We start from the raw sequence: 14,255 nt of genomic DNA, 5'->3' as shown, positions 1-14,255 counted from the left end.
TCCTAGCGCTGCATGGTGATGGCTTGGCCGCCGCCGAGCACGCCAATATAACGACCGCCGCTTGGCGTGAGCGAGCCAGCGATATTGCCGTTCACATCATAAAGCTGCAGCTGCGCGCCAACCTGCTGCCAACCGGCAACCGCGGCCAGGCTGGGCAGGGCACAGCCCGGAGCCGAAGCGCGATAATAGTTCGCGCCTTCCTTAAGCGTCAGCGGCAGGTTGAGCCGGCACTGGCTGGTTCCCGCCAACGCGGTCCACACGCCTTCTGGGCCGGAACTAACCATGCCCGGCTGGGCGATCGGCGCCAACTGGCCATTGACCATCGCCGTCTGCGTCCCGCCCTGAATAGGCGGCAGCGTACTGAACCCGCCTGCCGGCTGCGCGGCCACGCCACCCAGCACCGGCTGTCCAGACAGGCCCGGCGCCGGAGCCCCGGTTGCACCAATGGCTGGCAAGCTACCCTGCGCCACGGTCGAACCCTGCACCGGGCGCAGTTGCGATGGCGCCTGAATGGTATTGAGGCCGGCCGTGTTAGAGGCCGTCGAGCATCCGACCACAGTCATTGCCATCATCGCCAAGCCAACTGCTGACAACGATCCGCGCATCCAAACCATCATCGGCTTGCTCCTGCCTAAGGCTTAATAAAGGTTAACATTTAGCCGGCTTATAGCCAAACCACACCACATGTTCAATCGCCGAACCTATCGAACTCAGCAATGCCTGTGAATGTGGCCCATTTTGGGGTCAATGCCCGCAAAACCCTATGGTTCCAGCATTTCGCGCAACAGGTCGTCCGCCAGCACTCGCGCGTCCGCAGCTTCCTCCTCCGGCACCTGCACCGGCACGCCCTTCGGGCCGAACACTCCCGGCAGTCCGGGCAGGCCACCCTCGCCGCCTTCCAGCGGATGAAATCCATGCGCCCTAAGCGCCACCACCAGCACCCGCGCCATTGAGGGGTCCTCGACCTGGGCGATGATTTCAAAGCTCATGAATTGCCTCCGTTTGGACTATTCGATCCTGAACGGCACGCGTCCTGGCCGCAACCCCTCACGCGCGCATCGCTTGCATTCCCCCGCTTGCATGCTGCATTCTCCGCCAAGCCGTTTCACCGCAAGGTGATTTGCCGCTCGGCGGGCGCAATTTAGGGTATGCGGCGACACGCTCGTCAAAGGGAACGGAATGGGCGCCTATATCCTTCGCCGCCTGCTGCTGATGATCCCGACCGTCTTCGGCATCATGGCGATTTCCTTTCTCGTCGTGCAATTCGCCCCCGGCGGTCCGGTGGAACAGGCCATCGCTAACATGTCGGGCGCCCAGAACTCGCTGACCCAGCGCGTCACTGGCAGCGATACCGGGGATTTCACCGACGCCGCGCCCCAGCCGGCCAATGCCGCCAATGGCTCCACCTATCGCGGCTCGCGCGGCCTCTCTCCCGAACTCATTTCCCGCATCGAAAAGCAGTTCGGCTTCGACAAGCCACCGCTGGAACGCTTCGGCATGATGCTGTGGAACTATCTGCGCTTCGATTTCGGCGACAGCTATTATCGCGACATTTCGGTCGTCGACCTGATCAAGGAGAAGATGCCAGTCTCGATCTCGCTCGGCCTGTGGATGACGCTGATTTCCTACGGCATTTCCATTCCGCTGGGCATCAAGAAGGCCATCACCGAAGGCTCGCGCTTCGATGTCTGGACCTCCACCGTCATCATCGTCGGCTATGCCATTCCGGGCTTCCTCATCGCCATCGCCCTGATCGTGGTCTTCGCCGGCGGCAGCTTCTGGTCGCTGTTTCCGTTGCGAGGGCTGACCTCGACGGGCTTTGACAGCTTCCCGTGGTATCGCCAGGTGATCGACTATTTCTGGCATCTGGTGCTGCCCATCATTGCCATGGCACTCGGCGCTTTCGCCACCACCACCATGCTCACCAAGAACTCGTTCCTCGACGAGATCGGCAAGCAATATGTCACCACCGCCCGCGCCAAGGGCCTCACCGAAAACCAGGTGCTCTACCGCCACGTCTTCCGCAATGCCATGATGCTAATCATCGCTAGTTTTCCGGGCGCGTTCGTCGGGGCCTTCTTCGGCGGCTCGCTGCTGATCGAAACCATTTTCTCGCTCGATGGCCTGGGCCGCCTGGGTTTCGAGGCTATCACCAGCCGCGATTATCCGGTGGTCTTCGCCACGCTCTACGTCTTCTCGCTGCTGGGCCTCGTCATCGGGCTGATCTCCGATCTGGCTTATATGTGGGTCGATCCGCGCATCGACTTCGAAAGCCGGCAGGTATGAGCGAGATCGCCGCCGAGGCCGCTGCCACAACCCCGCCGCGCGCCGATTGGCTCTCGCCGATGAACCGGCGCCGCCTCGACGCCTTCCGCCGCAACCGCCGCGGTCATTGGTCGCTGTGGATTTTCCTCGTCCTCTTCGTCATCACCCTTGGCTCCGATTTCATCGCCAATGACCGGCCGATCCTGGTCAGTTACAAGGGCGAGTTGCTATCCCCCGCCTTCGTCGATTATCCGGAATCCAAGTTCGGTGGCTTCCTCGCTTTCACCGATTATAGCGACGAGTTCATCGCCGAGGAGATCGCCGCCAATGGCTGGACGCTCTGGCCGCCCATCCGGTTCAGCTACAACACCGTCGACAGTTTCACCCCCCAGTCCGGCGCTGTCGCCCCTAGCTGGATGATGAGCCGCGACGCCCGCTGCGCCGGCTATCCCCTGCTCGCCGAGGATCCCGGCTGTAATTGGGGCACCTATCACTGGCTGGGCACCGACGATCGCGGCCGCGACGTGCTGTCGCGCCTGATCTACGGCTTCCGCATTTCCATCCTGTTCGGCCTAGTCCTGACCGTCCTGTCTTCGATCATCGGCGTCGCAGCCGGCGCGGTGCAGGGATATTTCGGCGGCTGGACCGACCTGTTGTTCCAGCGCTTCATCGAAATCTGGACCTCGGTTCCCGCCCTCTACCTGCTGCTGATCATCTCCAGCGTCATCGCCCCCAGCTTTTGGGTGCTGCTTGGCATCCTGCTGCTATTTTCCTGGGTATCGCTGGTGGGCATCGTGCGCGCCGAATTCCTGCGCGGTCGCAATTTCGAGTATATCAATGCGGCCCGCGCGCTTGGCGTCTCCAACCTCACCATCATGTGGCGCCACCTGCTGCCCAACGCCATGGTCGCCACACTGACCTTCGTACCATTCATCCTCTCGGGCTCCGTCGCCACCCTGACCTCGCTCGATTTCCTCGGCTTCGGCCTGCCTGTCGGCTCGCCGTCGCTGGGCGAACTGCTGGCGCAGGGAAAAAACAACCTTCAGGCCCCCTGGCTCGGCCTCACCGGCTTCTTCACCATCGCCATCATGATGACCCTCCTCGTCTTCATCGGCGAAGGCGTCCGCGACGCCTTCGATCCACGGAAGACACCGGCATGACCGCCCCCCTCCTCTCCATCCGAGACCTGAATATCCGCTTCGCCAATCGCGACGCGGCGCGACATGTTTCCTTTGACATCGCGCCCGGCGAAACCGTCGCCCTCGTCGGCGAAAGCGGTTCAGGCAAGTCAGTAACAGCCCTGTCCATCCTCAAGCTCCTGCCCCCGTCCGCCGCCGTCTGGGGCGACGTGACCTTCAAGGGCCAGAACCTGCTCGCCGTCTCCGATACCGAATTGCGCGCGGTGCGCGGCAACGATATTTCGATGATCTTCCAGGAGCCGATGACCTCGCTCAACCCGGTCCACACCATCGGCCGACAGGTTGCGGAAGTTCTCGCCATTCATAAGGGTCTGCGCGCCAACGCCGCCCGCGCCCGCACCATCGAGCTGCTCGACCAGGTCGGCATTCCCGACCCGGCCAGCCGCCTGGCATCTTATCCGCATCAGCTTTCGGGCGGACAGCGCCAGCGCGTCATGATCGCCATGGCACTCGCCAACGAGCCGGACCTGCTGGTCGCGGACGAGCCCACCACCGCGCTCGACGTTACCGTCCAGGCCCAGATCCTGCTGTTGCTCAAGCAATTGCAGCAGCGCCTCGGCATGGCCATGCTGTTCATCACCCACGATCTGGGCATCGTCCGGCGCATTGCCGATCGCGTCTGCGTTATGACCCAAGGCGAAATCGTCGAGACAGGCCCCGTGGCCCAAGTCTTCGACAATCCCCAACACGCTTACACCAAGCGCCTGCTCGCCGCCCAACCCAAGGGCCAGCCACCTTTGGCCAATCCCGACGCGCCGCTTGTGGTGCAAGCCACCGATATTCGCGTCTGGTTCCCCGTCAAAGCCGGGCTGTTGCGGCGCACCGTTGGCCATATCAAGGCGGTGGATGGCGTCGATGTCGCCATCCGCCAAGGCGAAACGCTGGGTGTCGTCGGCGAAAGCGGCTCCGGGAAATCCACGCTCGGGGCGGCGGTGTTGCGCCTCATTTCCTCGCAAGGCCGCATTGTCGTGCTCGGCAACGAAATCCAGCAGAAATCCTGGCGCGCCATGCGCCCGCTCCGCGCCGATATGCAGATCGTGTTCCAAGACCCCTACGGCTCGCTCAGCCCCCGCCTCTCGGTCGCCGGCATCATCGGGGAGGGCCTGGAAGTCCACGCGCCCCAGATCGGCAAGGCCGAGCGTGAGGCCCGGGTCATCCACGCCCTGGAGGAAGTCGGCCTGCCGCCCGAAATCCGCTTCCGCTATCCCCATGAATTCTCCGGCGGCCAGCGCCAGCGCATCGCCATTGCCCGCGCCATGGTACTGTCGCCCAAATTCGTCGTGCTGGATGAGCCCACCTCGGCGCTCGATGTGTCGATCCAGGCCAATGTGGTCGACCTGCTGCGCGAGCTGCAACAGAAGCACGGCCTGACCTATATGTTCATCTCCCACGACCTCAAGGTCATCCGCGCTCTCGCCAATACGCTGATCGTCATGCGCAATGGCCGCATCGTGGAACAAGGCCCCGCCGCCGACATCTTCGCGGCGCCCCAAGAGGACTATACCAAAGCCCTCATGGCCGCCGCCTTCGATGTCGCGGTGATCTGACGCGAAAACTTGAGCGTGTCGCCCCTATACATCCCCTCCATTCCCCCTAAACTGCAGTCACAAAACTGCCATCCGCCCGGGAGCGCCCCATGAAATTCGCAGCCCTCGCCATCGCCGCTGTTCTGATGCTCGCCCCGGCCCTCCCCGCCTTTGCCCAACAGGACAAGCCCGACACCTGGCTGCATGCCAGTTCCGCCATCGGCGAGCCGAAATATCCCGACGGCTTCACCCATTTCGACTACGTCAATGTCGATGCGCCCAAGGGCGGCGTGGTGCGCATGGGGGCGCTGGGGGGCTTTGATACCTTCAATCCGATTCTGCCCAAGGGCGAGGCCGCCGCGGGTCTCGGGCTCATCTACCAAACGCTGATGACGCCCTCGCAGGACGAGGTGCTGACCGATTACGGCCTGCTGGCCGAGGCGCTGAAGTTTCCCGCCGATTATTCCTCGGTCACCTTCCGCATGAATCCCAAGGCCAAGTGGAATGATGGCGAACCGGTCACCGTCGCCGACGTAATCTGGTCGTTCAACACCTCCAAGGAGTTGAGCCCGCAAATCTCCCAGTATTACGCCAATGTCACCGGCGTCACCGAAACCGCCCCCGGCGAGGTAACCTTCACCTTCGATCAGACCGGCAACCGCGAACTGCCCAAAATTCTCGGCCAGTTGATGATCCTGCCCCAGCATTGGTGGGAAGGCACCGACGCTAAGGGCAACAAGCGCAATATCGGCGCCTCGACCCTCGAGCCGCCGTTGGGCTCAGGCCCCTATGAGCTCGCCAGCTTCGAAGCCGGCAAGACCATCAGCTACAAGCGCGTCGAAAACTATTGGGGCAAGGATAACCCCACCCAGGTCGGCCAGAACAATTTCGACGAATACCGCATCGAGTTTTTCCTCGACCAGACCGTGGAATTCGAGGCCTTCAAGGGCGACCAGTTTGACTGGTGGGTCGAGCCTTCCGCGCGCGGCTGGGCGACCGCCTACGACTTTCCCGCCGTCAAGGATGGCCGGATCATCAAGGAACTGTTTGCCCAGACTTATAACGGCTCAGGCGTCATGTGGGCCTTCGTCCCCAATCTGCGCGACCCCAAATTTCAGGATATCCGCGTTCGCGAAGCGCTCAACTACGCCTTCGATTTCGAAGAACTGCAAAAGACCTTGTTCTTCAACCAGTACCAGCGCATCGACAGCTATTTCTTCGGCCTGCCGTTCAGCTCTTCCGGCCTGCCCGAGGGCAAGGAGCTGGAAATCCTCAATTCGGTGAAGGACAAAATCCCCGCCAGCGTTTTCACCACGCCCTATACCAACCCGGTCAGCGGCGATGCCCAGAAGCTGCGCGCCAACCTGCGCACTGCCCTGGGCCTGCTTACCGAGGCCGGCTATCACCTCGATGGCAACCGCCTCGTCGATGCCAGCGGCGCGCAGCTCAGCTTCGAAATTCTGCTCGATAGCACCACCATCGAGCCGGTCGTTAGCAACCTGACCACCAATCTGGGCCAGATCGGCATCAACGCGAACATCCGCATCGTCGACGGTCCGCAATATATCAACCGCGTCCGCAGCTTCGACTACGACATGATCTACGAGGCCTGGCCGCAATCCTTCTCCCCCGGCAATGAGCAGCGCTATTTCTGGGGCTCGGCCTCGGCCAAGGAAGAAGGCTCGCAGAACTATGCCGGCATCGCCGATCCAGGCGTCGACGCACTGATCGACAAAGTAATCTATGCGGCCGACCGCGACACGCTGGAAGCCGCCACCAAAGCGCTCGATCGTGTGCTGCTGGCCAATCACTATGTCGTCCCCAGTTACACCCTGCGCACCTCGCGCGTCGCCCGCTGGGACCGCTTCAGCCACCCCGATCCCCTCCCCGAATTCGGCATCGGCTTCCCCACCTTCTGGTGGTATGACGACGCCAAGGCCGCCAAGGTCGGTGGCGGGCAGTAACCCGCCGTCACGACATCGCGAGGCTGTAACCAATGGCTTAGCTGGCTCGAACTTCTCAATGCGAAACCAATCGCATCAGGAGTGCGAGCCATGCGGACCATCCATACGATCGCCTTGAGCGCCCTGTTGGCCGCTGCAGGCCTCACGATTCCTGCTCAGGCCGCCAGCACGGCGCCTGTTGTGGTCGAGCTGTTCACCAGCCAGGGCTGTTCGTCCTGCCCGCCAGCCAATGCCAATCTGATCACCCTCAGCCAGCGTCCCGACGTACTGGCCCTCAGCTTCGCCGTGACCTATTGGGATCGCCTGGGCTGGAAGGACACGTTCGGCAAGCCCGAATTTACCCAGCGTCAGGTGACCTACGAGCCGGCGCTAGCCCAGTTCGGTCCTTACACGCCGCAGATGGTGGTCAATGGCGCCACCACGGCCGTCGGCAACCACATCGCGGATGTCGAACGACTTATAGAGGACGCCCCGGCCTTGACTGGCCCCGCAATCGAGCTGGTCGGTGGTCATGTCGATATTGCTGCAGGCACCGCCCCGGCGTCAGGCGCCGATGTCTGGCTCGTCCGCTATGATCCGCAGATTCACGAGGTGCCGATCGGCCGAGGCGAAAACACCGGCCGAACCCTGCCCCATACCCACGTGGTCTATGACCTGCAGAACCTGGGCACTTGGAGCGGCGCACCGCTCGCTCTCGATCTCAGCGCGCCAGCCGCCGGCCTCAAGACTGCGATCCTGGTGCAGCAGCCCAATGGCGGTCCGATCCTGTCGGCCGCGACGGACTAGTAATCGCTCTCGTAGAACACGCCGAGGCTGGAATTGCCGTCCTGCCCGGCGGCGCCCTGCACCTTGAGATCATTGGTAACGTCGAGATTGATCGTCACCTTGCTCTGCCCATTGGCGCCGGCCTGCACGCCCAGATACACATTGTCCTGGATGTAGGTCCCCGCCTGCACCGCGACATTGCCCTTGTCATCGGTGACGACATCCAGATCGTCCAGCCCGGCCGCACCGCGCAGGCTATCGAGCAAGGATGGGTTCGAACTGCCTCCGACCAGTTCAGCCGCGGCGCCCGCCAATTTCGCCAGTTGCAATGGCGACAACTCGCCCATGCCGCGCTTGAAGATCAGCCGGCTCAACACCTCGTCCTGCGGTAGCATCGGGGTCGAAGTAAAGCTGACATTGATGTCCGACACTCGCCCGGACACCGTGACGAACACCGTAATGCCCTCGCCCTCGGTGCGCGCCACAAGGTTCAGTTCCGGGTCGAGATCGCCCACCAGCGTCACCGTCCCGCTTTCGAATGTGATCCGCTGCCCCAGGATCGCCAACCGCCCGCGATTGAGCGAGAACGCGCCCACCGGCTGGATATCGCCGATCGGTCCGGTCAGCCGCACCGAACCGCCCACTTCAGCGTCCAGCCCCCGGCCACGAATGAAAATCTGGTTCGGCGCGTTGACGGTAATATCCAGCAGCACCCCGCCCGGCCGCGTCTGCGGCACCGGCGCACCGGCGGCATCGACCCGAGCCCGCGCCAGGGTCTGCTCGACCGGCTTGGGCGTATTGACGTGCTCGACGTCGACCATCGTCGCGCCGCCGCCGAGGCTTTCCGGCACGGTGATGTCGGCTTTTTCCACCAGCACATTGCCACTCAGCAGCGGATTACCGGTCAGGTTGCCGGTCAGCGCCAGATTGCCCTGAACGGTGGCAACGAACATATTGCCATCGGCGTAACGTGCAGAATTCAAGGCGAGTTTAACATTGGCCGGGAAGCCGCCCGTCAGTCCAATGGAGCCCGACGCGGCAACCGATCCACCGGTGGCCAAGCCCGCCGTCAGGCTGTCAATCACCAGACTAGTGCCAGTCAAACTGGCCGAACCGCTGATGCCCTGCAGCCGCAAGTTCAGTTCGGGATCGATATAGCCGGCATTGCTGGTCGATACACGACCGCCAAATTTCGGCGACGCGATGCTGCCGGAAACTTGCGCACCCAGAGACACCGACCCGCTCAACTGGCCACCGCGATCGGCGACGAAACGCTGTGCTAGTGCTAACGGCGCGTTACCCTTGAGCGTGACATTAAGCCCGTTGCCGCTCAGCGGCACGGTTCCGGAGCCAGTCACGGTCAACCCGCCATTGCCATTGGCCGACAGGCTGTCCAGTGACACGGCGTTACGGGTAAAAGTCCCATTGGCGCTGACGCTCAATGGCGCGATGCCGAAATCCTTGATCGCCGCCGCGTTGATCCCAGTCCCGCGCACCTCGAAAGCCACGCGCGGATCGCTACCGGTGCCACTGATCGTCGCCCGCCCATCCAGCGTGCCGGCTAGCCCCAGGCTGGGCACCACCGCATTGGCAATAGACAGCGGCAATTGGCTTATATCCAGCGCGATATTCAGCGCCTCGCCTGCCGACCCGTTGGCCGTAATGCTGCCCGAACCAACATCGAACCGAACCGCATCCAGCGATACCGTCGAGCCGGCCACGGTCAGCACCGTGGGTTTGGCCAATCGCGCGGCCAATTGCCCCTGTTGCAGGCTGGCCCGGTCCAGCGCGAGGCGATAGCCCTCGGCAATCGGCGCCAGTGATCCGGCGAGATCGACATTGGTGCCCGTTGCCAATGCGGCCTGGGCATCGAAGGTCGTGGTGTCGCCGTTTTGACCGGCCTTGGCCGCAAGGGTTGTGATGGTCACGCCCGCCGCTGCAATGTTGGCGCCATTGACGGTGCCGATCACGGCGGGCACGCCGAACAGATCGGCCACCCTCGCGTTGAAATCGGCCGAGCCAACGCGAATGTCATTAGCCACGAGGCCCTTCACATCGCCCTGCGCCGCGGCGCTTTGTTTGCCGTCAGCCGGCGCCAGCGTCACGCTGGCATTGAGTGCGCCCTGCGCCTTGATCAGCGCCAAAGCCGCGGCCACCGACACATCAGGCGACGCTGCCTCGAGCCGCCCCGTGAGCAATCCTGCCATGTCGCGCGACACGTCGCCGGTCACCCGCGTGCCGGCCGCCTGGAAATCCAGCCCCGTCAGCGCCTGCCGCGTGCCGTCCACCGCAATGGCGGCCACAAGGCTGGTCTTGAAACCGTCGAGCATGCCGTCGCCGGTGATATTGCCCGTCAGCCCGCTCTTGTCTGAGCGGCCGGAAAAACCCAGTGTACCCTGGCGGAAATCGCGCCCAGCCAATTGCCCTGCCGCAAGGCCGGCATTCAGATTGAGGTCCAGCACGCCATCCTGGCCCTTGGCCGTCCCCACCACCTTGACCGCGCCCTTGCCTTGTTCGCTCAGCAGCGCCAGGTCGGCCAGATCGAGATTGAAGGTAAAATCCGCCACAGCGCTGGAATAGGTGCCATCGGCCAGCAATTGCACTTGCTGGTTGCCCAGCTTGAAATTCTGCGCCGTCAGCCCCGCCTCGGTCCGCGCCACGCGACCGGAGAGTGCGACCGTGCCCGCCAGAATGCCATCGGCCACGTCGTCGTCGATCTTCAAGTTCGTACCGGTTCCGTCCAAGGTCAGGTCAAACCCGCCGGTCAGCGGGCTCAGCGTGCCGTTGGCCTTGAGCGACAGCCCGCCATCCAGTTCCCGCCCGGCAAGGCCGGAGAACGGCGAAATGCTGCTCGTCTCGATGGCCACGTCGCCCTTGAATTCAGGACCATCCAAAACGCCAGCCAGCCCCGCCGTCAGCGCCTTGCCGACCAGCCGGAACTGCGCCAGTTGCACCGGCTCGCCGGCATTCCACAGCCCGGCAATGCCCAGGCCGATACTGTCGCCCAAAGCCGCCTTGACCTCGTCCGCCGCCGCGATGCCCGCGATGGTACCGTCGCCATTGAAGGTCAGCCGCCGCTTTGTCGGATCGTTCAGATTGGCCGCAACCCCGCCCAGCGTCAGCGCCACGGTCTGCGCCGCGAAATCGCCGGTGGTCAGGCCCTTGACGTCGAGCGTCGAGCTCCAGTTTTCCGAATTGTCCTGACCGAAATTGATGGCCACCTGCGCGCCATTGACACTGACCGGCGCACCCGGCACCGGCAGCAGCACCGGCGTTCCCGCCGGATCAGCCACCACGGCATTGAGCGTCAACTGCCGCAGGAAATTATCCGGCGTGGTTTCGGCTGCGCCTTCGAGCAGCAATTGCCCGCCGCTGAGCTTCAATCCCGAAATCGAAAGTCCACCGCCGGTGCGCACCAGAGCATTGGCGGTCAGCGCGGACTCCGCACCGAAAAATGGCTGGTATTGCGGCGCCATCAGGCTCGATACCGGCCCGCGCAGATCGGCCGCGATGGCAAAGCCGTCCGCGGTCTGGTTCACCGTGGCGCCGCCGCCCAAGGCGGTCTGGCCATTGGCCTTGAGCGTCAACGTGGTCTGCAGGTTTGCCACCGGCCCCTTACCGGCAATCGCCAGCTCGACAGCGGGCTTGCCTTCGATATTGAGCAGGTTGGCCATCACCCCATTGGGCGGCTCGGTCAGCGTGACGCCGACATCGACCACATTGTCGGCCTTGGTATAATTGGCCATCAAGGCCAGCGTACCGCCCGGCCCGTCCAGCCGCACGATATCGAGCTTGGAGGTGAGATTGCCCCCCTCCAAGGTCAGCGCGCCATTGAGCGAAATCGCCGAACCCAGCCCGAAGACGCCCGCGCCGAACGTCACCTTGGGGATCGACAATTGTTCCAGGATAACCGCCACCGGAAATTCCGGAATGGTTAGCGTTCCCGCTTCGGCCGGAGGCAGGTCGACGGCGCCTTCGACCGGCTTGGCATTGCGCAGGTAATCGATTGAGTCCGCCGTCAGCGACTTGACCTCCAGCCGCCCAAGGAAGAGCGCACCCTGGTTCCAGGTCAGCCGCGCATTATTGACTCGCAGCCACACCCCTTCGGCGTCCGAAATGGTGATTTCCCGGATGGCGATATCCGAACCCAGCGCGCCCTCGATATTGCTGAGCCGGATTTGCCGCTCCGGCGTGGAGAGCCGGTCCTGCACGAGGCTGGTGAGCCAGTCCTTCTGCTCGTCCGGGCTCATCGTCATCACGTCCTGCGCGACGATGACCGCGGGCACGGCGACGGCCAGCCCCAGCACGACGAGCACGAGAACAACCAGCCGCCGCGGCAGCGATAGGAGGCGCGACATCAAAACGACTGTCCTATGCCGACATAGATGGCGTAATCCGGATCACCGGGCCGCTTGTTGAGCGGTATGGCGATATCGGCCCGCAAGGGTCCAAGCCCGGTATAATAGCGCACGCCGATACCGGCGCCGAGCTTGAGGTCCTCGAGGCCGGGGAAGCGATCCGCCGCCACATAGCCGCCATCGATGAAGCCGACGACGCCGATATCCTTGGTCACCTTGGCCCGCGCTTCGAGCGAGCCTTCGAGCAGATAGCGCCCGCCGGTGACATTGCCATTGCCGTCATCGACGCCGATGGACTTGAAGCCATAGCCGCGCACCGAGCCGCCGCCACCAGCGAAGAACAGCTTGTCAGGCGGAATTTCCGACAGTTCCGGCCCGATCAGCGCTCCGGCCTTCAGCCGACCAGCCAGCACGAATTGATTGTTGTCACCAAAGCCGAAATAGGTCCGCCCTTCCAGCACCAGGCGAGCCGCCGGATTGCCGTAGCTGAACTCGTAGAACGGCTCGACATTGGCCGAGGCGAAAATGCCGCTGGTCGGATCGACCGCGTCGTCGCGCCCGTCATAGGTTATGCCGCCATAAAGCCCCGCCAGCGAGAAATCGCGCGTGCCGAAGACGTCGTCGAACCGGCTGCGCTCATATTCCACGCCGCCCTCGAAGCTGATCTGGTCGGTCAGCGTATGGTTCAGCCCCAGCCGCCCGTTGATCGAGGTCTCGGTATAGGTTGGATAAAGCGTCCGCTCTGCCGAAATCGAGGCAACCAGGTCGGTGTCCGGCGTGAACACGCCCGGCTTGGTGAAGGTGCCGCCGAACTGATAGTCGAACTCTTCAGTATCGATCGGAAAGGCAATGCTGGCGATCTTGGCATCCAGCCGCAGTCGCTCGGCATGCCCGAACAGATTGCGCCAGAGATGAAAGCCCTCGATCCCCAACCCGTCGATGGTCGAGTACGTGGCCCCCACGCCAAAGCGTCGTCCCGGCAATTCCTGCACGATCAGGTTATATGGCAACAGCCCATTGGAGCCGATGGCATCGGCCGCCTGCAGCCGCGCCGCGCTGAACACTTCGAGCCGGTCCAGCCGCTTTTGCGCCAGAGTGACATCGTCGGGATCGTATTCCTGGCCCGGCACGATGCCGGTTTCCCAGCGCACGAAATCGGCGTCCATATTCTCGGTGCCGCTGACCACGATATCGCCGAACGCCGCCTTGGCGCCCGGATTGACCGTAATGGTCACATCGACGGTCGAGTTCGCATGGTCCGCGACCACTTCGCGATTGGCAATTTCGGCCTTGGCATAGCCCTGCTGCCGCCACGCCTCGAGCGCCAGTTGCTCGGCCTTGAGCACCACGCTGGAGCGCGCGATCTCGCCGCTGCCATAGCCCACGCTGGACACTGGCTCGACAAAATCGTTGGGATCATTGGTTGTCGGCGCCTGATTGACCACCTGCACCCGGTTGAACTTGAACAGCGGCCCCGGCGTCACCACGATCGCCACCGCGACCGGATCGGGCAGGTTCACATCCGGCGCCAGGCTCGAGGCTTCCACCCCGCCAACGCGAATGCTGATGCTGCCGCCGTAGTAGCCCTCATTATAGAGCGCCGCCAGAATCCGCCGATAATCGCCGCGCGCCTTGGCCAGCAATCCCGCCGCGCCCGAGGCGGGCTCCCCGGCATCAGCCACCAGCGCCGAGGCATTGCGCACCGTGGCTTCCGCCGAGCCAATCTGGGTCACCGACACATCGACCGTATAGGGCTGCGGATCGGCGATGACCGCATCGGCGTCCTTGTCCGACTGGTCTTCGAACAGCTTGATACCAAAAATTTCAAAAGCTGAAGCCTGCGGCGTCCATGCGACGCTCGCCAGCGGTAGGGCGATGCCAAGCGCCCCCAAACTCAATACTACCCGCGCCAGCTTCAGTGGACCGTTCCCGTCGCTCGTTCCGCCCTACCCGCCATCGGCGAGGACTGCCACCCTGACTCCGAGAGCCAGAAGATTCAGTTAAACTTGACTCTAATTCGAACACGCTGACGCCGTGCCCGCCCAGAACGCGTTCAACTCTGTGGCAAGTTTAGGGCTACCCCAAGGCAATGAACACCCACTGGATCACAAACTTTGCCCCTCGGCGCCAGATCGTTGCCGATAGGGAACACTTGAGCGAGGAACAGCGCCGGGCGTT

Annotated in this window: 9 protein-coding genes; 5 read left to right on the top strand and 4 right to left on the bottom strand. The window is 63.2% G+C overall.

The genetic code is table 11. The annotated features are described in order from the left end of the window. Nucleotides 1-2: 2 nt before the first annotated feature. Together ABIB57_RS18870 and ABIB57_RS18865 are read right to left on the bottom strand one after the other, a co-directional pair. Nucleotides 3-617 (bottom strand): AprI/Inh family metalloprotease inhibitor, encoded by a 615-nt coding sequence (locus ABIB57_RS18870; RefSeq protein ID WP_354042750.1) that lies wholly within the window; start codon nucleotides 615-617, stop codon nucleotides 3-5. 144 nt (nucleotides 618-761) lie between these two features. After that, nucleotides 762-989: a hypothetical protein gene (locus ABIB57_RS18865; RefSeq protein WP_299731497.1), complete on the bottom strand. Its 228-nt coding sequence runs from the start codon at nucleotides 987-989 to the stop codon at nucleotides 762-764. A 190-nt stretch (nucleotides 990-1,179) separates the two neighbouring features. Between ABIB57_RS18865 and ABIB57_RS18860 the strand changes: the two genes are divergently transcribed. The 5 genes from ABIB57_RS18860 (at nucleotide 1,180) to ABIB57_RS18840 (ending at nucleotide 7,740) form a co-directional block, all read left to right on the top strand. Beyond that, nucleotides 1,180-2,286: a microcin C ABC transporter permease YejB gene (locus ABIB57_RS18860; RefSeq protein WP_354042749.1), complete on the top strand. Its 1,107-nt coding sequence runs from the start codon at nucleotides 1,180-1,182 to the stop codon at nucleotides 2,284-2,286. After that, nucleotides 2,283-3,425, top strand: a complete 1,143-nt coding sequence (locus ABIB57_RS18855) for an ABC transporter permease (protein ID WP_354042747.1) — start codon at nucleotides 2,283-2,285, stop codon at nucleotides 3,423-3,425. Before ABIB57_RS18860 ends, ABIB57_RS18855 begins: the two co-directional genes overlap by 4 nt. Beyond that, a complete protein-coding gene (locus ABIB57_RS18850; protein WP_354042746.1) occupies nucleotides 3,422-5,011 on the top strand; it encodes an ABC transporter ATP-binding protein in 1,590 nt (529 codons plus the stop codon). Before ABIB57_RS18855 ends, ABIB57_RS18850 begins: the two co-directional genes overlap by 4 nt. 89 nt (nucleotides 5,012-5,100) lie before the next feature. Beyond that, nucleotides 5,101-6,954 (top strand): extracellular solute-binding protein, encoded by a 1,854-nt coding sequence (locus ABIB57_RS18845; protein WP_354042745.1) that lies wholly within the window; start codon nucleotides 5,101-5,103, stop codon nucleotides 6,952-6,954. Between the two features lie 90 nt (nucleotides 6,955-7,044). Beyond that, nucleotides 7,045-7,740: a DUF1223 domain-containing protein gene (locus ABIB57_RS18840; protein ID WP_354042743.1), complete on the top strand. Its 696-nt coding sequence runs from the start codon at nucleotides 7,045-7,047 to the stop codon at nucleotides 7,738-7,740. Here the strand turns inward: ABIB57_RS18840 and ABIB57_RS18835 are convergent. Next, on the bottom strand, nucleotides 7,737-12,077 hold the full coding sequence (locus ABIB57_RS18835; RefSeq protein WP_354042742.1) for a translocation/assembly module TamB domain-containing protein: 4,341 nt from the start codon (nucleotides 12,075-12,077) through the stop codon (nucleotides 7,737-7,739). The two genes, ABIB57_RS18840 and ABIB57_RS18835, sit on opposite strands and share 4 nt — an antisense overlap. After that, complete coding sequence (locus ABIB57_RS18830) at nucleotides 12,077-13,975, bottom strand: autotransporter assembly complex protein TamA (RefSeq protein WP_354042740.1); 1,899 nt, start codon at nucleotides 13,973-13,975, stop codon at nucleotides 12,077-12,079. The genes ABIB57_RS18835 and ABIB57_RS18830 overlap by 1 nt, the downstream gene beginning before the upstream one ends. Between the last annotated feature and the right edge of the window lie 280 nt (nucleotides 13,976-14,255).

It is taken from the genome of Devosia sp. UYZn731 (assembly GCF_040546795.1).
GTDB lineage: Bacteria > Pseudomonadota > Alphaproteobacteria > Rhizobiales > Devosiaceae > Devosia.
The sequence above is the reverse complement of the archived record's forward strand: the minus strand, read 5'-3'. Positions and strand labels throughout refer to the sequence as shown.